The sequence below is a fragment of the Microcoleus sp. PH2017_12_PCY_D_A genome (assembly GCF_020738565.1).
Taxonomy (GTDB): Bacteria; Cyanobacteriota; Cyanobacteriia; order Cyanobacteriales; family Microcoleaceae; genus Microcoleus.
Window position 1 is genome coordinate 17,596 of record NZ_JAEQCI010000075.1, and the last position, 20,523, is coordinate 38,118.

General features: G+C 46.0%; 25 protein-coding genes. 10 read left to right on the forward strand and 15 right to left on the reverse strand.

The features are described 5' to 3' along the window. Positions 1 to 228 precede the first annotated feature (228 nt). From JGK39_RS21425 to JGK39_RS21440, 4 genes are all read right to left on the reverse strand, one after another. Positions 229 to 2,838 carry a polynucleotide kinase-phosphatase gene (locus JGK39_RS21425; RefSeq protein ID WP_293257047.1) on the reverse strand — a complete coding sequence of 870 codons (2,610 nt, stop codon included), beginning with the start codon at positions 2,836 to 2,838 and terminating at the stop codon, positions 229 to 231. 175 nt (positions 2,839 to 3,013) lie between these two features. Then, the gene (locus JGK39_RS21430) at positions 3,014 to 3,274 is read right to left on the reverse strand and encodes an AbrB/MazE/SpoVT family DNA-binding domain-containing protein (RefSeq protein ID WP_293257050.1); all 261 of its coding nucleotides are present in this window, start codon (positions 3,272 to 3,274) and stop codon (positions 3,014 to 3,016) included. Between the two features lie 60 nt (positions 3,275 to 3,334). Beyond that, positions 3,335 to 4,792 (reverse strand): 3' terminal RNA ribose 2'-O-methyltransferase Hen1, encoded by a 1,458-nt coding sequence (locus JGK39_RS21435; protein ID WP_293297282.1) that lies wholly within the window; start codon positions 4,790 to 4,792, stop codon positions 3,335 to 3,337. 219 nt (positions 4,793 to 5,011) lie between these two features. Further along, the gene (locus tag JGK39_RS21440) at positions 5,012 to 6,466 is read right to left on the reverse strand and encodes a GTP-binding protein (RefSeq protein WP_293257056.1); all 1,455 of its coding nucleotides are present in this window, start codon (positions 6,464 to 6,466) and stop codon (positions 5,012 to 5,014) included. 515 nt (positions 6,467 to 6,981) lie between these two features. Here JGK39_RS21440 and JGK39_RS21445 point away from each other — a divergent pair. Genes JGK39_RS21445 through JGK39_RS21460 form a run of 4 tightly spaced genes read left to right on the forward strand, consistent with a single transcriptional unit; the run spans position 6,982 to position 8,656 of the window. Continuing rightward, positions 6,982 to 7,794 (forward strand): type II CAAX endopeptidase family protein, encoded by an 813-nt coding sequence (locus JGK39_RS21445; RefSeq protein WP_293322380.1) that lies wholly within the window; start codon positions 6,982 to 6,984, stop codon positions 7,792 to 7,794. Between the two features lie 41 nt (positions 7,795 to 7,835). Further along, entirely contained in the window at positions 7,836 to 8,054 is a 219-nt protein-coding gene (locus JGK39_RS21450) for a hypothetical protein (RefSeq protein WP_293180061.1), read from the forward strand. Beyond that, positions 8,047 to 8,478 (forward strand): hypothetical protein, encoded by a 432-nt coding sequence (locus tag JGK39_RS21455; RefSeq protein ID WP_293180059.1) that lies wholly within the window; start codon positions 8,047 to 8,049, stop codon positions 8,476 to 8,478. Before JGK39_RS21450 ends, JGK39_RS21455 begins: the two co-directional genes overlap by 8 nt. Then, the gene (locus tag JGK39_RS21460; RefSeq protein ID WP_366516002.1) at positions 8,441 to 8,656 is read left to right on the forward strand and encodes a hypothetical protein; all 216 of its coding nucleotides are present in this window, start codon (positions 8,441 to 8,443) and stop codon (positions 8,654 to 8,656) included. Before JGK39_RS21455 ends, JGK39_RS21460 begins: the two co-directional genes overlap by 38 nt. 107 nt (positions 8,657 to 8,763) lie before the next feature. Here the strand turns inward: JGK39_RS21460 and JGK39_RS21465 are convergent, their stop codons facing one another. From JGK39_RS21465 to JGK39_RS33705, 3 genes are all read right to left on the reverse strand, one after another. After that, complete coding sequence (locus JGK39_RS21465) at positions 8,764 to 8,976, reverse strand: hypothetical protein (RefSeq protein ID WP_293257062.1); 213 nt, start codon at positions 8,974 to 8,976, stop codon at positions 8,764 to 8,766. 495 nt (positions 8,977 to 9,471) lie between these two features. After that, a complete protein-coding gene (locus JGK39_RS21470) occupies positions 9,472 to 11,007 on the reverse strand; it encodes an SUMF1/EgtB/PvdO family nonheme iron enzyme (protein WP_366048932.1) in 1,536 nt (511 codons plus the stop codon). After that, entirely contained in the window at positions 10,988 to 11,416 is a 429-nt protein-coding gene (locus JGK39_RS33705; protein ID WP_366048933.1) for a hypothetical protein, read from the reverse strand. The genes JGK39_RS21470 and JGK39_RS33705 overlap by 20 nt, the downstream gene beginning before the upstream one ends. Positions 11,417 to 11,472: 56 nt before the next feature. Here JGK39_RS33705 and JGK39_RS21475 point away from each other — a divergent pair, with 56 nt between their 5' ends. Beyond that, complete coding sequence (locus JGK39_RS21475; protein WP_293257065.1) at positions 11,473 to 11,793, forward strand: S-layer protein; 321 nt, start codon at positions 11,473 to 11,475, stop codon at positions 11,791 to 11,793. Here JGK39_RS21475 and JGK39_RS21480 read toward each other — a convergent pair. From JGK39_RS21480 to psbH, 6 genes are all read right to left on the reverse strand, one after another. Next, a complete protein-coding gene (locus tag JGK39_RS21480) occupies positions 11,755 to 12,084 on the reverse strand; it encodes a helix-turn-helix transcriptional regulator (protein ID WP_293257068.1) in 330 nt (109 codons plus the stop codon). The genes JGK39_RS21475 and JGK39_RS21480 overlap by 39 nt on opposite strands. A 115-nt stretch (positions 12,085 to 12,199) precedes the next feature. Then, positions 12,200 to 12,568: a type II toxin-antitoxin system RelE/ParE family toxin gene (locus tag JGK39_RS21485; RefSeq protein WP_293257070.1), complete on the reverse strand. Its 369-nt coding sequence runs from the start codon at positions 12,566 to 12,568 to the stop codon at positions 12,200 to 12,202. A 130-nt stretch (positions 12,569 to 12,698) separates the two neighbouring features. Then, the gene (locus tag JGK39_RS21490; RefSeq protein ID WP_293257073.1) at positions 12,699 to 12,965 is read right to left on the reverse strand and encodes a DUF3146 family protein; all 267 of its coding nucleotides are present in this window, start codon (positions 12,963 to 12,965) and stop codon (positions 12,699 to 12,701) included. After that, positions 12,962 to 13,624, reverse strand: coding sequence for an aminoacyl-tRNA hydrolase (gene pth / locus JGK39_RS21495; protein WP_293257076.1), 663 nt, complete (start codon positions 13,622 to 13,624; stop codon positions 12,962 to 12,964). The genes JGK39_RS21490 and pth overlap by 4 nt, the downstream gene beginning before the upstream one ends. Next, positions 13,625 to 13,876 (reverse strand): TatA/E family twin arginine-targeting protein translocase, encoded by a 252-nt coding sequence (locus JGK39_RS21500; RefSeq protein WP_293257079.1) that lies wholly within the window; start codon positions 13,874 to 13,876, stop codon positions 13,625 to 13,627. Positions 13,877 to 14,026: 150 nt separating this feature from the next. Continuing rightward, a complete protein-coding gene (gene psbH / locus JGK39_RS21505; protein ID WP_293127124.1) occupies positions 14,027 to 14,230 on the reverse strand; it encodes a photosystem II reaction center protein PsbH in 204 nt (67 codons plus the stop codon). Between the two features lie 216 nt (positions 14,231 to 14,446). Between psbH and psbN the strand changes: the two genes are divergently transcribed. The 3 genes from psbN to JGK39_RS21520 all read left to right on the forward strand — a co-directional run bounded on the left by psbN (position 14,447) and on the right by JGK39_RS21520 (position 16,933). Beyond that, entirely contained in the window at positions 14,447 to 14,578 is a 132-nt protein-coding gene (gene psbN, locus JGK39_RS21510) for a photosystem II reaction center protein PsbN (protein ID WP_193971847.1), read from the forward strand. A gap of 341 nt (positions 14,579 to 14,919) precedes the next feature. After that, positions 14,920 to 16,020, forward strand: coding sequence for a chorismate synthase (gene aroC, locus JGK39_RS21515; RefSeq protein WP_293257082.1), 1,101 nt, complete (start codon positions 14,920 to 14,922; stop codon positions 16,018 to 16,020). A 1-nt stretch (position 16,021) separates the two neighbouring features. Then, the gene (locus JGK39_RS21520; RefSeq protein WP_293257085.1) at positions 16,022 to 16,933 is read left to right on the forward strand and encodes an MBL fold metallo-hydrolase; all 912 of its coding nucleotides are present in this window, start codon (positions 16,022 to 16,024) and stop codon (positions 16,931 to 16,933) included. Positions 16,934 to 16,969: 36 nt separating this feature from the next. Here the strand turns inward: JGK39_RS21520 and JGK39_RS21525 are convergent, their stop codons facing one another. Continuing rightward, entirely contained in the window at positions 16,970 to 17,266 is a 297-nt protein-coding gene (locus tag JGK39_RS21525) for a hypothetical protein (RefSeq protein ID WP_293257089.1), read from the reverse strand. Positions 17,267 to 17,971: 705 nt separating this feature from the next. On the opposite strand from JGK39_RS21525, the gene JGK39_RS21530 reads away from it, so the two are divergent. Then, entirely contained in the window at positions 17,972 to 18,895 is a 924-nt protein-coding gene (locus JGK39_RS21530; protein WP_293257092.1) for a hypothetical protein, read from the forward strand. Positions 18,896 to 19,244: 349 nt separating this feature from the next. Here JGK39_RS21530 and JGK39_RS21535 read toward each other — a convergent pair whose 3' ends face one another. Continuing rightward, positions 19,245 to 19,406, reverse strand: a complete 162-nt coding sequence (locus JGK39_RS21535; protein WP_293207328.1) for a hypothetical protein — start codon at positions 19,404 to 19,406, stop codon at positions 19,245 to 19,247. A 513-nt stretch (positions 19,407 to 19,919) separates the two neighbouring features. Here JGK39_RS21535 and JGK39_RS21540 point away from each other — a divergent pair. Then, positions 19,920 to 20,513, forward strand: a complete 594-nt coding sequence (locus JGK39_RS21540; RefSeq protein ID WP_293257095.1) for a class II aldolase/adducin family protein — start codon at positions 19,920 to 19,922, stop codon at positions 20,511 to 20,513. The last annotated feature ends 10 nt before the right edge of the window (positions 20,514 to 20,523 follow it).

The following is a 20,523-nucleotide window of genomic DNA, read 5'->3' on the forward strand; positions in this document are numbered from 1 at the left end:
CTGAGATGCTCCCCTTCCAATCTGCTATAATTAAACGCTCCAGCGCCAGAGATTGCGGAGAGAAGGGAGAGTTTTTTCCATCTATTTTTGCGATCGAGCTGAATAGAGAAGCATGGGAATTATACCAAATCCGGGTTAGATATACCTCAATCGATCGGCGGTTGAAACCGCTGCTACACGCACAAAGTCCGCATATTCAGAGGACTGAAGTCCTCACTACGAACCAAATTACAATCTCGGATCGACTGGTTCGCTTTCCATCGCTAAAACTCCAAAAACGCACTCGTGAACTTGCCTCAACGGAGCGCCCGCAACAAATCGATCCAAGGCTTCTACACCGAGAGCAAACTCTCGCAAAGCTAAAGAACGCTTCCCGGAAAGCCCGCGCGATCGCAATTTATCTAAATGTTCCGGCAAAGAATATTCCAGACCGTAAATAATTCGCAAATACTCTTTACCGCGACATTTTATCGCAGGCTGTATCAGTCCTTTGCTATTATTAACAATAAATTCCATCGGCTTAACAACCATCCCTTCGCCCCCGGCATCAGTCATTTTTTCCCACCATTGAATCCCTGCGGATTGACTGTCAAGATCGGCAATTCTCACTACTTTGTATTCAGTAGCTAACAGCAATTCTAGGTCAAAATTACAGATTTCTGCTATCTGTTCCATGTGCCAGCAGTGATTCTGATCGGTGTGAACATTTCCCTCGGTTGCCAAGATGTGGAAAGGCGCTAACTTGAGGTCGGAGATGGATTTCACGGGCCAGCAGTAGCGCTGGTAGGCATTGACATAGCGATCGGCTAAATCAGCTCGTTCCCGGTAGCTAGCCAACACAGAATCAACTGCAACTCCGCGCTGTTTCGCCTGTTCTAGCTGCTGGATCGCCGCCGCAAACCCGTGACGGGATGCGGTGCCCGCGGGAGCGTATTGTTCTTGCAATAAACCCTGAGCTTTTGCCGACCAAGGCATTAATTCGCAGTCTAAACACACCCAGTCGGTTTGAAATTTATCCCAAAAATTGCTGGCAGAAAGAGCGCGATTTACCCGCGTTAAAAACTCTGTTTCTAAGGTAGAATTATCGAAGAAATGGCGACCTGTACGGGTGTAACAAATGCCAATGCTGTTGTTAAAAATCCCAAAGCGCCGTTTAGCAGCCGATTCGTCGCGGCAAACAATGACAACTGCACGGGAACCCATGTGCTTTTCTTCGCAGACAACTGTCGATACACCCTGCTGTTGGTAGTAGTTAAATGCTTCGGCTGGATGTTCTAAAAGTCCGGGTTCTTTGGAGGTAGCAGCGGGAGACATGGTGGGCGGTAAGTAAATCAGCCATTTGGGATTGGCGGCAAATCTGCTCATTACTTCCAGGGCTGCGATCGCATTTTCTTCGCGAATTGCAATGTTACGTTGCAGGCGAGTTGAGATCGTGCGTTTTCCGAGTACGTCAGAAATGTCCAGCACGTCGTCAAACTGCTGTTGGGCGGTGAGATTTGTGGCGGCAAAACTGTTATCTGGAGTTGCGATGGATGGAAAGGCGATCGGTTTTGCAGGTTCGCAGTAAATCATCGCAGCAGGAACGCTGACAAATTCTCTTTCAGGATACCGCAAAGCTGTTAGTTTGCCGCCGAAAACGCAGCCAGTGTCAATATCAACAGTATTGTTCAACCATTCTGTTTCGGGAATCGGGGTATGTCCGTAAACAACAGCAGCTTGACCTCGATATTCGGCGGCCCAATTGTAGCGGACTGGTAAGCCGAATTCATCGATTTCGCCTGTGGTTTCTCCGTACAAGGCGAAATCTCGAACGCGGGGGGATGCGCGTCCCTGAAGTTCTGCTTTCATTCCGGCGTGGGCGACGACTAATTTGCCGCCGTCGAGGACGTAATGTCCGATTAAACTATCTAGAAATTGGCTAATTTCGCTAACTGCTGATTCGCGCAATTCATCGGGTAAAGCTGCTATTTCTGCTAAGGTTTGTTCGAGTCCGTGGTTGATTTTGACATTCTTGCCGCTGAGTTTTCGCAATAATTTGATATCGTGATTTCCGGGGACGCACAAAGCGGTTGATGCGCTTACCATGTTGCGGACGAGTTTGAGGGTGTCGAGAATGCGCGGGCCTCGATCGACCAAATCGCCCAAAAACACCGCTTTACGGCCTTCTGGATGGGCGTAGGTGGGATAATCCCAAAAGCCTGATTGGCTGGATGATTCGACAATTTGATAGCCCAACTGTTGCAGCAATTGTGACAATTCGCCGCAGCATCCGTGAACGTCGCCGATGATGTCAAAGGGGCCGGTGTCCTGTTTGCGGTTGTTCCACAGCGGTTGTCTCTCGATTTGGGCTGCTGCGATGTCCTCTGGCGAACGGAGGACGTGAACGTAGCGGAAGCCTTCGCGATCGAGATTTCGGAGCGATCGCCTTAAATTTTGAACGTGGCGGCGAATTACGTGGCTCCCGAAGTTGCGGTTTGGACGCTGTTGATTGCGATCGGCACACAATTTCTCTGGCAAATCTAGCACAATTGCTACTAAAAAGCAATGATATTTTCGGGCTAATTCTAACAAAGGTTTGCGGCTTTCCGGCTGAACGTTCGTAGCATCAATCACAGTTAATTTACCCGCAGCCAGACGTTTCGCAGCAATTAAATGCAGCACTTCAAAAGCATCAGCGGTGGCCGCTTGATTGTTTTCGTCATCGGAAACCAGGCCGCGGCAGTAATCGGATGAGATGATTTCTGTCGTTTGGAAATGCTGGCGCGCAAAAGTGGATTTGCCCGAACCGGATGCACCGATGAGCAGGACTAAAGATAGTTCGGGAATGGTAATTTTCATGCTTTAATAGTATTATTCACTGAGTATTTTTATACTATTTTTCAAAAGTATTGCTACAAAATAATTGTCATCAACTCTGTCGATCGGGTGCGTCGCCGCTTGAAAAGTCGATTAAAGTTAGGGATTGTTGATGGCGACGCACCCTACAAATACTGTTCTTCGTCAAAACGTTTGACTACCATTCCCAATCACGCTGATCCCACTCAGTAGTCGTGACATCATCAAGCAAAACATCATCATGTTGTTCGGCCATTTTTGCAAACGCTTCATCCCAACCGGCCCGTGGTTTTGCGGCTGCACGAATGACGATTCGATCGCCCTGAACTTCAATTTCTACTTCTTCACTAATACCAATTTGCTCTAACAAAGATTTAGGAATGCGAATTCCTTGAGATTGATCGACTTTAATTATCTGGGTTTGGATAGATTTGCTCATAGCTGAAGCCTGCATTTTTCCAAGTTTAACTACATTGTAAGCACAAAAAAACTGTAGCAGTTATTCTATCAAAGCAAATATTGCCATTTGCGTAGGCGAACCCACTTCTAAATCTTCCGTTCCAATAGATCGCAACTCTACCCCAAAACCAAACCGTTCGCCAACCCCATGCGCCCAAGTCTGAAACTCATTTCTAGTCCACTCAAAACGGTGATCGCGGTGGCGAAATTTGCCCGCCGACAAGTTTTCAAACCGAACATTATATTCAACATTAGGAGTTGTGACGATCGCAAATTTCGGCCGCACAAACTCAAACAACACCCGTTCAAAAGCAGCCAACCGTTCTAAATCGAGATGTTCGATCACCTCAATCACCGCTGCTGCGTCAAAATCCGTCAAGCGGCTGTCCCGATAAATCAGGGAACTTTGGATCAATTGTAAGCGAGATTGCTGTGCGGGAGAAAAGCGATCGACCTGCAATCGTTCCTTGGCGATTTCCAACGCCCGAAAAGAGACATCGACTCCGGTAATTTGGGCGATCGCACTTTCGGCTAACATAAATCGCAGCAGTTTTCCCTCACCGCAGCCCAAATCCACCACTCGCTGAGCACCGCTGGCTTTTAAAACATCCATCACAGCTTCTAAACGCTGTTCGTTGAGGCTAATTCGCTGTTCTAAAACTTCCTCTTCTAAAGCACGAGAAACTTCGACTTTTTCAGGATCGGTACTATCTTCTTCTGCTAACTGCGCTACAGCAAGGCGAGTCAAACGGCGCTGGCGTTTCAAATAGCGATCGGCAATTTGTTCGCGGGCGGGATGCGCGTTCAACCAACCTTCGCCGTGACGAAATAACTTCTCGATTTCATCATCGCCCACCCAATAATGTTTATCGTCATCTAACACAGGAATTAGTACATAAAGATGACTCAACAAATCCGCCAAACGCAGTGTATTTTGCAGTTCCACAGCAAAGTAAGGACTCGCACCCCACTCGGGAAATTGTTCGTCAAGAATCAGGGGTATTGCTGTCACTTGATAGCCCAGCGGCTCAAACATTTGGCGCAGGAACTTTTCGCCGCCGCGACAGGGCAATACCGGCAGATTTACTGTCAGCGGAATGGCAGTTTCTGCGAGTTCTGGGCGGTCTTTGCAGCGACCGGATAGAGCGGTACGGAAGACCTGGGCGAGGGCGACAGACAGAAACGAAGAGGCAACGTAGGGGCGATCGTTGACGTATTGTTCGAGCGGGCGATCGCCCGATTTGGACTTACCGCGCACCAAACCAACCGGATCGACATCTAACAGCAAAGCCGCCGTGCACTTGTCTGCATTCGCTTCAGGATAAAACACGCTGGCTTGTCCGAAAGTCATCGGGAAGCATTGAAGGCGATCGGGATGTTTGTGAAGCAAATAGCCCAAATCCGTAGCAGGGAAGCGAGTTGTGGAGATAGTTAATAACATAATATTGGTAATTGGTAATTGGTAATTGGTAATTGGTAATTGGTTTGTGAGTAACACATAACCGGGCGCTAATCCACAAGTCCGCCGAGGGTTAAAAACCCCCGTCTCATAGCGAAAGTCCTCTTAAAGAGGACTGAAAAACACATTTTTCAACAAGTATTATAATATCTTCCCAGTCGGTTTCAACCGACTTAAGCTATGAGACAGGGGTTTTAACCCCTGGCGAACTTGCGGACTTGCAAACTGAAATTACGCTCGCTATAATTCCCAAAACAATCAATGAGATTGCTGTTTTTCCACACTACCCAAATCCAACTTCGCCCGCAACTCATCCTTAATCCGATTTAAAATAGAATCCTCATCCAAAGAAGCCAAAATCTTGCTCACCACAGCCTTCGGCCCATCATCTCCCCAAGAAGCGCCATTAGCCAAATAAGCCTTAGTAACTTGACCGATTCCGTAGCAAGAAACCCCAGCAATTGCAGCTTGAGTCACAGCCACAGAAACATAAGGCCCCAAAGCCAAACCCCCCGTCGCAGGCGTCGCCAAACCCAACAATCCTTTTAAAGAACTCAAACCAAAATTAGCCAACAATTCGCCCGCAGTAATTCCCCCCATACTAATCGCAATCTTTTGCAGCAATTCCACCGCCCCCGCTTCCGTCATCGCAATGCCGTAAACTTTAGATAGAGTTAAGATCATTACCACATCAATTACCGCACCGCTGAGAAGATCGATGACAGTAAGAGGATTAAGCGCGATCGCCACAGCCTTAGTCATTACCCCATTCCAGATAATCCGGTTAGCAGCATCATCTCGAATTTCCATTTTGCGCTGTACCAACTGCTCGTTAATATCCCCCGCACACAGCATCGTATTCAGCGCCACCAAAGACTTACCTTCCCGGTCTAAAATCTCCAGAATTTTTAATTTTAAATCTTCAACTTGCGGCAAACTGCGAGTCATTTTTACTCCCATACTTCCATCGGAACGGCGCACCGCCTGCGCTGTCAAAGGTGAAGCCGCCGCCATCACAATTTCATCGGGAGATAGCAATTCTCTGACGCGATCGTCCCGGATTTTATGATAAATTGCCAGTCTATCTGCATCCGGATACTGGTCAATTTTATTAAACACTAATAACATCGGTTTTCCGGCTTCCCGCAACTGCGAAAGTGCTACGTATTCCACCTTCGTAATATCACCAGCCACCACAAACAAAATCAAATCTGCTTGTTGCGCGACGCGGCGCGCCAAAAGTTCGCGAGTTTCGCCGTCAACTTCATCTATTCCCGGAGTATCGATTAATTCTACTTGCGACAAACGGTAAATAACCGGCGAAAGTCGAGGATCGGGTAAATCATCATCAACACCATTTCCGACATCCCACTCTCCAATAGTTGTGGTGCGAGTCACCCCGTGAGTCGGCCCCGTTTCAAACACATTTTGGCCGAGTAGCGCGTTCAAAACCGAAGATTTTCCCCTTCCTACCATCCCAAACACAGCGATTTGCACGCAAGCGCGCTCTAGCTTGTCGAGCATGGTTTCCAAGCCGCCAATTTCCGGCTCCAGTCCAGTTCGCTCTTGTGCTGTCAAATCGAGATTTTCTACTATATCTCGGAGAGCATCTTTAGCGCGGCGCAGGTTGAGTTCTGCCTGAATGTCTGCGAAGCTTAATATTGTGTCGTCTAATTCGCGATCGACATTTGAAAAATCCGATACTTCAGTCATTGTTACCTGATGTTATAGCTTTGCTTTACTTAAAGTTTCTACTGATATGATGCTATTCTAGCTTTTTCTGTGGGCTTTGTACATCGCATTCACCCACCAGTCCGCCGGGATTTAAATCCCCGTCTCACAGCCAAAGTCGGTTGAAACCGACTGCCAACCTCGATGATAATGTAATAAATTTTAGCCAAAACTCCTCGCATTCACCCACCAGTCCGCCGGGGATTTAAATCCCCGTCTCATAGCATGCATTCGGTTAAAACCGACTGCCAACCTCGATGATAATGTGATGAATTTCCGTCAAAACTCTTCGGATTTACCCACAAGCCCGCCGGGGATTTAAATCCCCGTCTCATAGCATGCATTCGGTTAAAACCGACTGCCAACCTCGATGATAATGTAATAATTCCAGTCCTCTTTCAGAGGACTTTCGCTATGAGACAGGGGTTTTCAACCCCTGTCGGACTGTCGGAATATCGGAGAATCCAATTTACCAAACTTCAACTAATTTACAACCAATGATTAAACCCATAAAAATCGCCAGTTATCCATTTCCGTTACGTGTAATAATTTTCCTATTAATCTTAGCAGCAATCTGGCTACCGTTAGCCGCACCAATTTATCTCTTAGTTAAAGATAGCAATCTCGCAACTATTCTGACAATGGCATTGCTGTTTGCCGAGTTTTTGTTGCTACTTCCGCGCTGGGGAAAACAGGTTTACGGACAAACGCAATTGCTCAAAAGTTACGGTTTAGTCAATACGCGACAAAACGGTTTTGAGCTTTTGACTGGATTGGCGATCGGCATTTCGATTACTTTCACCCTATTTTTGGTGCAAGGACTGCTCGGCTTTGTCGCATGGCAAAATTCTCATAATTTGCCGAGAATCATTGCAGAAGGGCTATTAAGCGCCTTTGGAGTGGGTTTTGCGGAGGAGTTGGTATTCCGGGGTTGGTTGCTCGACGAGTTGCAGCGGGATTACAGTTATCCCATGTCTGTGCGATCGAACAGTCTGGTGTTTGCCCTATCTCATTTTATCAAATCCGTGGAGGGAATGCTGCGGACTTGGCCTCAGTTTCCGGGCTTGTTGTTGTTGGGTTTGATACTGGTTTGGGCAAAGGGAAGTTGTCAAAATCGATTGGGTTTGTCGATCGGCTTTCACACAGGTCTCGTCTGGGGATACTATATAATTAACGTCGGAGAGTTAGTGCGATATTCTGGTTCTGTACCGGATTGGGTGACGGGAGTTAATGGGAATCCGTTGGCTGGTGCGATCGGGCTATTGTTTTTGAGCGTGTTGGCTGTGGGAAACTTCTTGAAAATGGCATAATAGATCAGACCATACTCTACAACCAACCTGGGGAAATTTTTATGCAGCTTGCTGAACTTCTACCACTCGTGAAAGATTTGCCTCACACTGATAAACTTTTACTACTGCATTTTATCGTATCAGAATTACTCCAAGAATCAGGTATAGTTCCGCTAGAAGAGCAAGGCAAAGTATCTAGCACTAATTCCTACAACTCTTTTGAAGCCGCTGCTGTATTAGCAAAGGCATTATCAGAAGAAAAAGCAGTAAAACATGGTTGATAAAGTCAGATTTGCGTTTACCGAAATCGATCCGCAACTGGGTGCATTAAGTACATTGCCTTACTTGCCACTAACTTTAACTTATCAGAATTGCTCTTTAAGTGCATCAGGCTTGCTAGATACAGGTTCTAGTGTTAACGTATTGCCCTACGAAATGGGATTAAGATTAGGAGCAATTTGGGAACGTCAAACACTTTCTGTTCCATTAGGAGGCAATTTGGCTAGGTTTGAGGCGCGGGCCTTGGTATTGAGGGCGAACATTGAGCGCTTTCCTCCAGTGGATTTAGCTTTTGCTTGGACAAAAGACAGGAATGCTCCATTAATTCTGGGACACATGAATTTCTTTCTGGAGTTTGATGTCTGCTTATACCGGGCTGAATTATTATTTGAAATTAGTCCTAAAAGGAGAGGAGAGCAAAGATAGATTGGGTTTGTCGATCGGCTTTCATGCAGGTATCGTCTGGGGATATTATACGATTAATGTCGGGAAATTAATCAGATATTCTGGTTCTGTACCGGATTGGGTGACGGGAGTTAATGGGAATCCGTTGGCTGGTGCGATCGGGCTATTGTTTTTGAGCGTGTTGGCTGTGGGAACGTAGTCAGGACTTTAGTCCTTCTTCCCAAATTTTTACCCTTGATTCTTTAGTCTCTTAGAGAGGGACATCGCTTGTATAGACGCGGCTTCAACCGCCGACTGCTTGATTATTTATACAGATTGAGAGTCACCGCGAAAACGCTCAGTAAATTCAGGATATTTTTCTAAATCTTGCAATGACTCCAAGGCAGGCATTTCAATCCAATTGCCTTCCTGATGCAGCTTATCTACATAGGCATAAAAGGCTTCCTGGTCATCCCGATGGGCCATAAAGTAATCGCGCAATTCTTTCAGACTCATTGCTTCAAAATTAGGCTTATTCATCCAATGTACCTCCATCGTCCGTTAGGGTATATCTCTATGATATTTTCTTCACCTGCCAGGAAAAATATATTTCCTGTGCGCTCATCCATCCGAACAATATTGATAGGCAAGTAAAGCTTGGTGAACCAACAGCACAATACATAGCACTGATTTTTTTGTTCAGGTGTGGGTGTAATAATCCTAACTCCTCAACCTCACTTCATTAGAAAAGTTTAGCACCTGTACGGTTGTTAGTGCGTAAGGGCGATCGTTGCATCAACCCAATTTTGACACAGTGACAGTAATTTTCCCAAACAGGACTTACGCACAGGTGGCCAGAAACCGGGTTTTTTGCGATATCCTTCGCTGTACTCCACAGAAAGAGTAAAAAACCCGGTTTCTTTGTCGGGAGTGCATCCAGGAGTGCCAAAAAAAATCGAGTCACCAGAGGCGATAAGGGGAAGGGAAAAAGAAAAAATAGTAAAGAGCAAAATAGCAAAGGGCAAGAGTCCTCGCCTACGCACGGACAACCCGAAAACCGATAAATTCGCTGCTGCGGGTAATCGGCGAGTCCCAAGCACGCAGCGCGGCGCGGCAAATCCTAGCAAGGTAGTTCCACGAACCACCACGCATCAGGCGTTTAGTATTATCCCCACCACTTTCCCAAGCACTACCATCAGTCGGCGCACCGTTATAATTATCATGCCAAACATCTTGACACCATTCCCAAACATTCCCGTGCATATCATAAAGTCCAAAGCCATTAGGTGGAAAACTACCCACAGCAGTTGTTTTTTCACGCCAGATTCCCTTCGGTGCAGAACCATAGGAATAATTCCCGTTATAATTAACTAAATCGGGGGTAACTGTGTCCCCAAAATAAAAAGGTGTAGTCGTTCCTGCACGACAAGCATATTCCCATTCTGCCTCACTAGGCAATCGATAATTACGTCCAGTAAGTTGAGATAACCTCAAACAGAATTCTATAGCATCATCCCAAGATACTTGCTCAACAGGCAAATTATCACCTTTAAAATAAGATGGATTAGCCTTGAGGTCAATCTTGACTTTTGATAAACCGGCCACAGCAATCCATTGAGCCTGAGTCACCTCATATTTTCCCATAAAAAAAGCGGCAACATTAACAGTACGCTGTGGCCCTTCATTCTTCTCTCGTCCTGCTTCGGTATTGGGGGAACCCATGACGAAACTGCCGCCAGGAATTGCCATCATCTCTAAAGTAATGCCCTTGGCGATAGTTTCAGTAAAAACCTGTGCTTGACTTTGGCTGCGCTTGGTGATTTCCCCCGTTGAATTCACTGTCACCGTTTCAAATTGAACTGTTTTTAGGGGATTTGACGATACTTTTGGCGCTGGAGTTTTTGGTGGTGGTGGTTCTGGTTGTCGGGTTTCTGAAGGTGGCAAAGGAGACGGTGTATCCTTGGGTAATATCGGTGGCGATGGCTGATCCGTTGGAGTTTGAGAGGAATTGTTCAGCAAGTTTTGACTCACAACTACGCCTACAAGTCCTAGTCCACCAAAACCCAAAAATTGTAAAACAGTTCGTCTTGTAGTGTTAGTTGAAATTACACGCACTGTCGAACCTCCTGGCGGTGGCGGCGGTGGCGAGGAAGAGCGAGACAAAGATAAAATTGCTTGCAATGCTTCCTCTGCATTTTGATAACGCTGACTGAAATGGTCGCGCACCATTTTATCTAAAATATTCCCTAAATTATTGCTAACTTGCGCCTGATTTCGCCAAATTACTTCTCCTGTCTGCGGATCTTCTGGTAAGGTATCAGGAGGTTGACCAGTCAAGGCTTGAATCCCAATCATCCCCACTGCATGAATATCACTAGCAAGTCTAGGTTTGCCACTTGCTTGTTCGCTCGGCATATAACCAGGAGTACCAATTCCAATAGTTAACTTCGTTTGCCCTTGAGCATTCACAACTATTGTGCTAATTTCCTTGACAGCCCCGAAATCAATCAAGATAATTTTACCATCTTGACGACGCATTAAGTTAGCAGGTTTAAGATCGCGATGAATCACCTTTTGCTGATGAACAATTGCTAAAATTTCTAAGATATTGTGCAATAATGAATGTAATAGTATAGGATTCGCTTAATTTTTTACCGGGAATCAGTTCTTTGGTAAGGTCATGTCCGGCGATAAAATCTTGCACCAAATAAAATTCCCCATTTTCCTCAAAGTGGGCGGAAAGCTTGGGGATTTGGTCGTGTAGAATACCCAATTTATACAGAGTTTGGGCTTCCGTCTCGAATAAGCGTTTGGCAAGTAGTAAAAGGTTGGGATTGGGGTCTTTCGGTTTAAGATGTTTGACAACGCAGTGGGGATGTCCGGGTAAGTCTAAATCTTTGGCAAGGTACGTGTGGCCAAAACCGCCTTGTCCCAAGAATTTGATAATTTGATAACGATTGCGGAGGGTACGACCCAGCATAGTTTTCAGGGAATGCAGTGGAAGTTAGGATATATCGTCGCACAAAAAGTAATGAGATGCTTAAAATCAGAATCGTTTCCACAATTATACTGCTAGTTAGTGCCTGTTGTTCATCTCCCGCACAGGCGCAAAATCCCGCACAACCAAAGCAAAATAACTCTTTAGTTCAAGTCCAGCCAACGCGAGAACAAATTCTGAATGCTTGCGTGCAGAATCGCGCGGAAACTCTGCCAAATCCTTTTACGGATGTGCCATCAAATCACTGGGCTTACAAAGCTGTTTTGACTATGTATTATTGCGGCGCTTACCGAGAAGCAACTGCGCCTGCTTTTCCGACATCAGATAGTGACAACACTAATTCCAGGAATCGCAGGTGATTTTAGCTTTGGCTTCACCACAATTTGTACATCGCACCCTAAAGCATTTAAAAACCGAAACAACCTTTCTGTAGAAAAACCTGTCAGCTTTCCTCTCATCAATGCTGAAACTTTTGGCTGGTCAATTCCTAATACTTCTGCTGCTTGAAGTTGATTCAGTTTCCTTTGATTAACGAGTTCAGTTATCTGGCGTACCAATTCAGCCTTCATCAGCATTTCATCAGAATTAGGCATACCCAAATCAGCAAATATATTGCCACTACTAACTTGAATATCGATCTCCTTACTCATGATTTCCCCATTTTTTACCTAGTCTTAGTTATTCCTGAAAAAGTAGTGATAAGAAGCCGTCTATTTCCAGATTATTTAGAAATATAAGCACATCTTATCACTACTGATTCCACTCTTACTTACTCTTGAACTCTTCGTAATGCTCTTGAGCTCGTTTCAGCCTTTCTTGGATTAACTTAATATCTTGTTGCGGTGTAGCAATTCCTTTTTTAGACTTTTTCTGAAAAGCGTGTAAAACATATACTGTATCTCCAAACTTTACCGTGTAAACTGCTCGATAAGTATCCCCATCACAGTCATCGGTAATTTCTAAAACTTTTGCACTTCCAAACCCTTTGAGAGGTTTAGCAGATTGGTGTTTTCCTCCTGTTTGTGCTAGATACAGAGCATAGCCCATGATGTCATGTACATCTTCTGGAAATTCTCTAAAATCGTTCAGAGAACTTCCAATCCATACAATAGTTTTGAGTGATATTTTTGTCATGTTTACAATATTGTCTGAATAAGTTTTTTCTCATGGCTATCGATTCCTGTTGTTTTTGTTTGTGCCTACAATTCTATTATGCTAGATTTAGCATAAAGTGTCAAGAATTATTCCAAAATAAATATCAATTTTAAAACTGAGCCCGAACTGTAAACGAATAATCTCCACCAGGTTCAAGCTGATAATCCCATTTCTCTAGAAAACGGTGCAGCGGTTCCTGAATCAATGCCCTACCCTGAGAGGGCTCCAGAATTAGTGTTTTTTCTTCCCGAAAACGCCACTGAAAGTGCCACTCAAAACTGCCGGCACTCACTTCACCTTCAATCGTGCCTTTTAGCCAAGATTGGCCTGTAACTCGGACATAGGCTGTAGTTTCAGGCAAACGTCTCGAACTCACCTTTTTGTTTCCGCGTTTGTTTCTATAATGGTACGATTGTTGTAGAGGCTCATGCTTTTTTCTATTCCTTGCTGTAGACTGAGCTCGATCGCCTCTACAACCAATTTCAGCATCTTCTCTACTAACTGACTTTCCTCTGAGGAAAATTTTCCTAATACGAAGGAAATCGTATCTTTATCATTTTTAGCAGGATCGCTTTGAGGTTTGCCGATGCCAATCCGCAATCGGGGAAATTTGTCTGTCCCTAAATGAGAAATTGTGGATTTCATGCCGTTGTGCCCGCCCGCTGAACCGGCTAGGCGCATTCTCATTTTCCCGATCGGCAAATCCATATCATCGTATACTATTAACACGGACTGTGGAGGTATTTTGTACCAATCCGTCGCCGCTCGAATTGCTTGGCCCGACAGATTCATGTACGTCAGCGGTTTCAGCAACCGGATTTTCTGTCCGCGCGGCCGATTTCCCTCGCCGAAAATGCCTTGAAATTTGCGATTTTCCGACAGCGAAATCTGCCAAGCTTGGGCCAAAGCATCCACTGCATTAAAGCCGATATTGTGTCGCGTGCGATCGTACTTTGGTTCTGGATTCCCCAAACCTACAATTAGCTGGGGAATAACTAACTCCGCTGGAGTTTCCGACTTCTGAGTGTTGTTCATTTAACTATCTGCGGTATCTTCCTTAGCCGCCGCGAGTTTTTCTGATGCCGGCTTTTTGGTTGCTACTGCTTCTTCCAACTGCTTGGCTTCCCGCGTAAACTCCGACTCAAAATCCCGCGAAGCATCCTGAAAACCCCGCAGCGCTTTCCCGAAACTCCGACCAATTTCTGGCAACTTTTTCGGGCCGAATACCAACAGCGCGATGGTGAAAATTACTGCCATTTCCGGCAAACCAATGCCAAAAATATTCATTTTGTTTCTCCTGCAATTTGTTTAATTAGTTAACATTTAATTCCGACGCACTAACGGGAAAGGGCAAGGAAAAACGGGAAAACTTAGCTTTTACCCTTTCTCCTCTACCCTCAGCTTTTACTGTTAGTCTTAAATTTCGCTGCTCAAAATTTAGCGACCGAGACTCGACCAATCAACGTCCACATTCTCTAGAATCAGTGAAGAGTTGTAGATTTGCAAAATAATCAACAAGAACACGAAAAACAGTCCAATGAAAACGCTCATCAATAGGGTGGTTCCCCAACCGGGGGCTACCTTGCCGTATTCTGAGTTAAGGGGTTTGAGTCGGTCTCCCAACCAAGTCCGTTGTGCCATAAGTCACCTGCAATGAATCTCTACACAAAAGTTTGACATATTTCTAGCCCTAATTGCGATCGCAATTTTTGAGATCCCCGACTCGCACACTCTCCCCCTCTCCCTGTCTCACTCCGAGTCTGCCATACCGTACCGCGACTAAAATTACTAGACTTTTAGACGGATTGTTATTTTTTGTAATATTATAGAGGGGATAACTCATAATCGCTCCCAAATATGGAACCAGCAGCAGTTCTCGGCATTTCTCTCGGTATGTGTCTGGTGGCAATCACCGGTTTCTCGATCTACACGGCTTTCGGCCCTCCCGCTAAGGAATTGAGAGATCCTTTTGAAGAACACGAAGATTAAGGAAGTTCGGCAACGGATTCTGTAACGGATGTAACGGATGGAAGGAAGTTCGGCAACGGATTCTGTAACGGATGTAACGGATGGAAGGAAGTTCGGCAACGGATTCTGTAACGGATGTAACGGATGGAATAGGGGAGAAGGGAAATTTTGATAGTTTTCCTCTTCTTCCAATTCTCTGCCTCGTGGATCTTCTTTTACCACGATGCGATCGAACTTCTGTGGTGCGCGAACCACCGTCGCCTGCGGCTCAATGCTATATTCTTTTAAATACGCTAAATCTATATTTGAGAAATCTATCTTCCAGTTAAAGTAAAAATTATCAAGTTTCACGCAAAAGCATCATGGGCAATACCTTTGGGCATCTATTTCGGATATCGACATTTGGGGAATCTCACGGCGGAGGTGTGGGAGTGGTAATTGACGGTTGCCCGCCCCTGGTGTCGATCGACGCTTCGGAAATTCAAGCGGAACTCGATCGCCGCCGCCCCGGACAAAGCAAAATTACCACGCCCCGCAAAGAAGCTGATACCTGCGAAATTCTTTCGGGGGTGTTTGAAGGCAAAACTCTGGGAACTCCGATCGCCATTTTAGTCCGCAATCAAGACACTCGCCCCCAAGATTACGGCGAAATGGCCACAACTTACCGTCCTTCCCATGCTGATGCTACCTACGATGCTAAGTACGGAATTCGCAACTGGCAAGGCGGAGGTCGATCGTCGGCAAGGGAAACCATTGGTAGAGTAGCAGCAGGGGCGATCGCCAAAAAAATTCTCTTCCAAGCAGCAGGCGTAGAAATAGTCGGCTACGTCAAACGCATTTCTGACTTAGAATGCGTCGCCGACCCGGACACTGTTACCTTAGAACAAGTAGAAAGCAACATCGTTCGCTGTCCAGATGCCGAATGTGCAATCAAAATGATTGAACTGATCGAAAAAGTTCGCGACAGTGGAGATTCGATCGGCGGCGCAGTCGAATGCGTCGCCCGCAACGTACCCAAAGGGCTGGGAATGCCGGTATTCGACAAACTCGAAGCCGACTTGGCCAAAGCGATTATGTCATTGCCCGCCAGCAAAGGCTTTGAAATTGGTTCGGGCTTTGCCGGGACTCTGCTTTTGGGCAGCGAACATAATGATGAATACTATACTGATGAACAAGGAGAAATTCGTACAGTCACGAACCGCTCCGGTGGAATTCAGGGTGGCATTGCTAACGGTGAAAATATCATTCTGCGCGCGGCCTTCAAGCCAACTGCGACAATTCGCCAGCAGCAGCGCACAGTCACCCGAGAGGGGGAAGCAACGCTGCTGGCGGCAAAAGGAAGGCACGACCCTTGCGTTTTACCAAGAGCTGTGCCAATGGTGGAAGCAATGGTAGCTTTAGTATTGTGCGACCATTTGCTGCGCCATCACGGACAATGTGGAACCTTAAAGTCTGAATTTTAAAATGGAAATCAGCTTGGCCTCTGTAGTGGCAAATCCCGTTGATTGCCCTCAACCCTCCGAAGCAATAAAAGGTATAGATGATTTTGTAGTACAGTTCTGGGGCGTGCGGGGCAGCGTTCCGACACCCGGACAGGAAACTGTTCGCTACGGCGGCAATACTTCTTGTTTGGAAATGCGAGTCGGTGGAAAACGCTTGATTTTTGACGGCGGCACTGGCTTGCGGATGCTGGGAGACCAGTTGCTGCAAGAAATGCCCGTGCAAGCTTATATGTTTTTTACTCACTATCACTGGGATCACATTCAAGGGTTCCCGATGTTCGCCCCAGCTTTCATTCGCGGCAATAGTTTTGATATTTATGGGGCAATTCCCCCCGATGGAGATTGCCTGAAACGGCACTTCGTGGAACGGGTTTTGCACTCGAATTCGCCGGTGCCGCTGATGGGTTTGCCGGCAGATCTGACTTTTCACGAGATCGATCACAACCAGACGATGATGCTGGACGATATTGAGATTAGAACTGGTTCTCTGAATCACCCGAATACTGCTATGGGATATCGGGTGACTTGGCAGGGACGTTCTGTTGTTTACTGTTCGGATACGGAACATTTTCCCGATCGGCTAGATGAAAATGTGTACAATTTAGCCCTCGATGCTGACGTGCTGATCTACGATGCGATGTACACCGACGAGGAATATCACAACCCCAAGTCTCCGAAGGTGGGCTGGGGACACTCGACTTGGCAGGAAGCGGTGAGAATGGCTAAGGAGGCCCGGGTCAAACGGGTGGTGATTTTTCACCACGATCCGGCTCATACTGACGATTTTCTCGATCGCATCGCCGAAGACGTGCAAATCGCTTTTCCCAAGGCTGTTATGGCCCGCGAGGGTCTTATTTTGCCGATCGGCTTCTGAACTTTCACCTCGTGCGGTCGATCGATCGTACCTTTGTCAAACCATCATTTGATGTGGAGCAGGTCTGGCGGCCTGCTCCACAACTTTTTTTATTTGTAGCAAACACTCGGAGTGCGTGGTATAATTCTTGGCTAGTAACTTTTTAGGAATAATATTTAAGGTTTTTTTCATTGTTTGACCGGCTCTTATTTGAGAAGATCGGGCATTATTAGCAGTTTGTGATGAGTGAGCGGGAGTCGCTCGGATAAAATCTGTAGACGCTATTGCTTGGCTTTTTGTAACTGTGATGGGCTTAAATATGCCGACGGGAAGAAGTATCGAGTTTGGCAACATCTCAGACTTTCCCGAAGTCCCGTACAACTAACGTCACCGCGATCGCGAAAGTAAAAATTTACTGGCGAGTTGCGTTCGCGCTCGGGCGATCGAGTAACGACGCATCTGCCCGATAGCGAACGCAAAATGCACAGCAAGACGTAAAATAAGTGGAGGATTGCCGCAGGATCCAAGGTGAAAGTTTTAAGTGTCAACAAACACGGCGAGGCTTCGCAAGATTTCACTCTCGCACGAGGCTCCGCAGGTAGTAGCAGACTTCCTGAATCTTTGTCACCGATCAATTTTTTGAGTAATTCCTAAAGATAAAAGCTGAGGTTATAGTTACGATAACACACAAGTACGATGCTTTTTTGGGAACATGAATATTGGCAACTCCCAAAAGCCGATCTGATACCAAATCCGGGGCGTGATATCCCCGTTATCATTCGGCGGTTGAAACCGCTGCTATACAAACTTTCGTGGCCTGGGCCAACTGGTTCATAAAGGGTATCGGAAACCCGGATTTGATATGAGAGCTTTTCGCTACAATCTGAGGAATTTTTCAGCAGTCAATTTCACTCAAAATCAAGAGACAATCGCTCTTTGGTTTGGGACTAGCTGCAACGGCGCATATGTTATGACTTGACTATCAAAATGGGAAATTTACGTTTTAGATCTTCAGCAAATCAGTACAGATGGATTGCCTTAGGCAGTTTCGCTGTAATTATGGGTATTTCAGGGGCCCTTGCCTACCGCCTAGCTCCGCCACCCGGATTCATGGCTCAAGGCACTCTTTCTTCTAACAATCCGCCAGTAAAATTTTCGAGCACGGGCACGACAATTCTCAAGCAGGGAGAGCAACTGACTCCAGATGTGCTGCTGGCAGATAATGTTGTCAAAGCAGTGGCAGATGCAGTTAAGCTGTCGCCACAGCAAGTTCGACAAAATGCTAGCGTCCAGATTTCTAAGCCGGAACAACCGCTAGAGATTGCTGTTGGGTATCGATCGCTCGATCGGCAGCAAGCAGTGCAAACGGCAGATATGCTGATGAAGGGCATGGTGGAAAAAAGCCGCCTGATTAATAGATATCGGTGGCAATCAGTCAATCAGACGCTCAACCAACGCTTGGCACAAGTCACTCAAGACCTGAAACAAGCTCAGCAAAAACTCGACCAATACGAAAGAGAGCGCGCTCGCCTGTTGCAGCAAATGAAGCTTCAGCAAGACGTTTACAACAAAACTCAGCTGGCGATGGCGGATACGCAAGCCTCGGAAAAAGAAATGGTGAGCAGTTTGGCCGCCGCTGCAGCGCCGCAAATTGTGGCGACGCCCACGAGCGATCCAACTGTACCTCTGATTTTGGGAGTTGGCCTGCTGTTGGCGATTTTGGTCAGCCGCGGTTTGATTCCTTCAGTGGCGGATTGGAGGAACAAAGCAGCTTTTCAGCGAGAAGAGAGCGAAAGGCTCCAAAGTGCTTTGTACCGACTGATCAAAGAAGGCAGCGGCGAAATCACTCTGGTGCGGTTTGCGATGGAGACGCGGCTGTCGCCGGATGTCGCCCAGCGTTTTTTGAACCAACAAGCTGAAGTCTTTAATGCCAATTGCGAAATTAAAGACGACGGCAGCATTTTGTATCACTTCCACATTTAAAGGGCTGCGGGCGCGAGCCCTCCACAGAAGAGTTTAGCCGATCGAGCAGTGATAGCTCGATCGGCTTGCTTTTTTGGGGCGAGCAGATGCAGCAGGAAGAAGGCTTAAGTTATATAACAATACGCTTGGCTTAAGGTTTTTTGTAAGTAGGTCAGCGGGAGCGAACAGAACCATGTAACAGTATGTAAATAGACTGACGAGTTCTGCTTTCTTCCCATTTGGATACTTGACAATGGTTTACATAATTGCGTTTTACAGCACCGATCTACTTAATTGCGATCGCGCGTGACACCAATCTCCGTGTCTATTTTTCACATCGTTTTGGCGATCGGACGGTTTTAACTGAACCTCATTGAGCGATACTAGAAAAGGGAAAATCAATAACAGCAAAGGTTTCAGCTTGTTTTGGCGACCGGACGGTCTTAGCTGAACCTGATTGAGTTGTATGAGAAAACGGAAAAGCAATAATAGCAAGGGTTTCAGTAATTAACAACTCCAGATCGGCTGGCATTTGTGTTGATTTGGTAAACTTTTTTGATTTTGTGTTCAGCTCACTTAAATATCTATATAATAAAAAATAAGTAAATGTACGGTTGATTTTACCTAAGTTCCCGGATAAAGGACTACTCGATCGTTAAATATTGTTGAGAGGGTTAACAACCTCAGTAGAAATACTGTAATCTCAAGCAATAACTTGTTGAGGGACGTTAGATAGTTTCACATAAGAGACTCGATCTAGCAAGAGCCAAGAATCAAACTCCCAGCCTGAAAGCGTGCGTTTTTACCTTCCACTTTTGCAATGACCTGTTGAGGCTAGACTTATGATGTTTGGAATAATTTGTTCTTCTTGCGTAGTATACTTTTTGCTAATGTCGATCGCCAATTACGGTGACACAGGAATGTAAATTATTTAAGGCACTCATCCATTGAGACAGAAGGCAGCAGACAAAACAACAGTTTGACAACTTCGGTGAAGTCTCAGGATAAGACTTGTGTGTCGCGGATTTGCTAGGCATAAAAATAGATGGATGAAGGAGTCGTTAAGTACCGCTGCGAATGGCAAGAGGCAGATTCTTTGGCTGCCGAGAACATAGCAGATTTGATGGACTGGCGCGATCGACTCCACTCTTGGGGACTAATAGGCGTCTACGAAAATAGTATTGGTTTTGGTAACATCAGTATCAGAATTGGCAATTCTTGTCAGTTCATTATTTCAGGCACCCAGACGGCACACTTGCCAAATCTGGGGCCTGAATTTTATTGTACTGTTACCGAATTTAACTTAGAACAAAATTTCCTCGGCTGTCGCGGCCCCGTACCAGCTTCGTCGGAGTCGCTAACTCACGCTGCACTGTACCTTCGCAGAGATGATGTGCGTGCGATAATTCACGTTCACAATCCTCAACTATGGCAGCAACTGCTGTTTAAAATTCCTACTACTAGAAAAGAGATACCCTATGGCACTCCTCAAATGGCGCTAGAAATGTTTAGACTTTTTGAAGAGGAGAATTTGGCCGATCGCAAAATTCTGGCGATGGCCGGTCACGAGGACGGAATTATCTGTTTTGGCGGCACCTTGGATGAAGCTGGCAAAGTGCTCTCGGCGGCGATCGGTTAGACTTGAGATC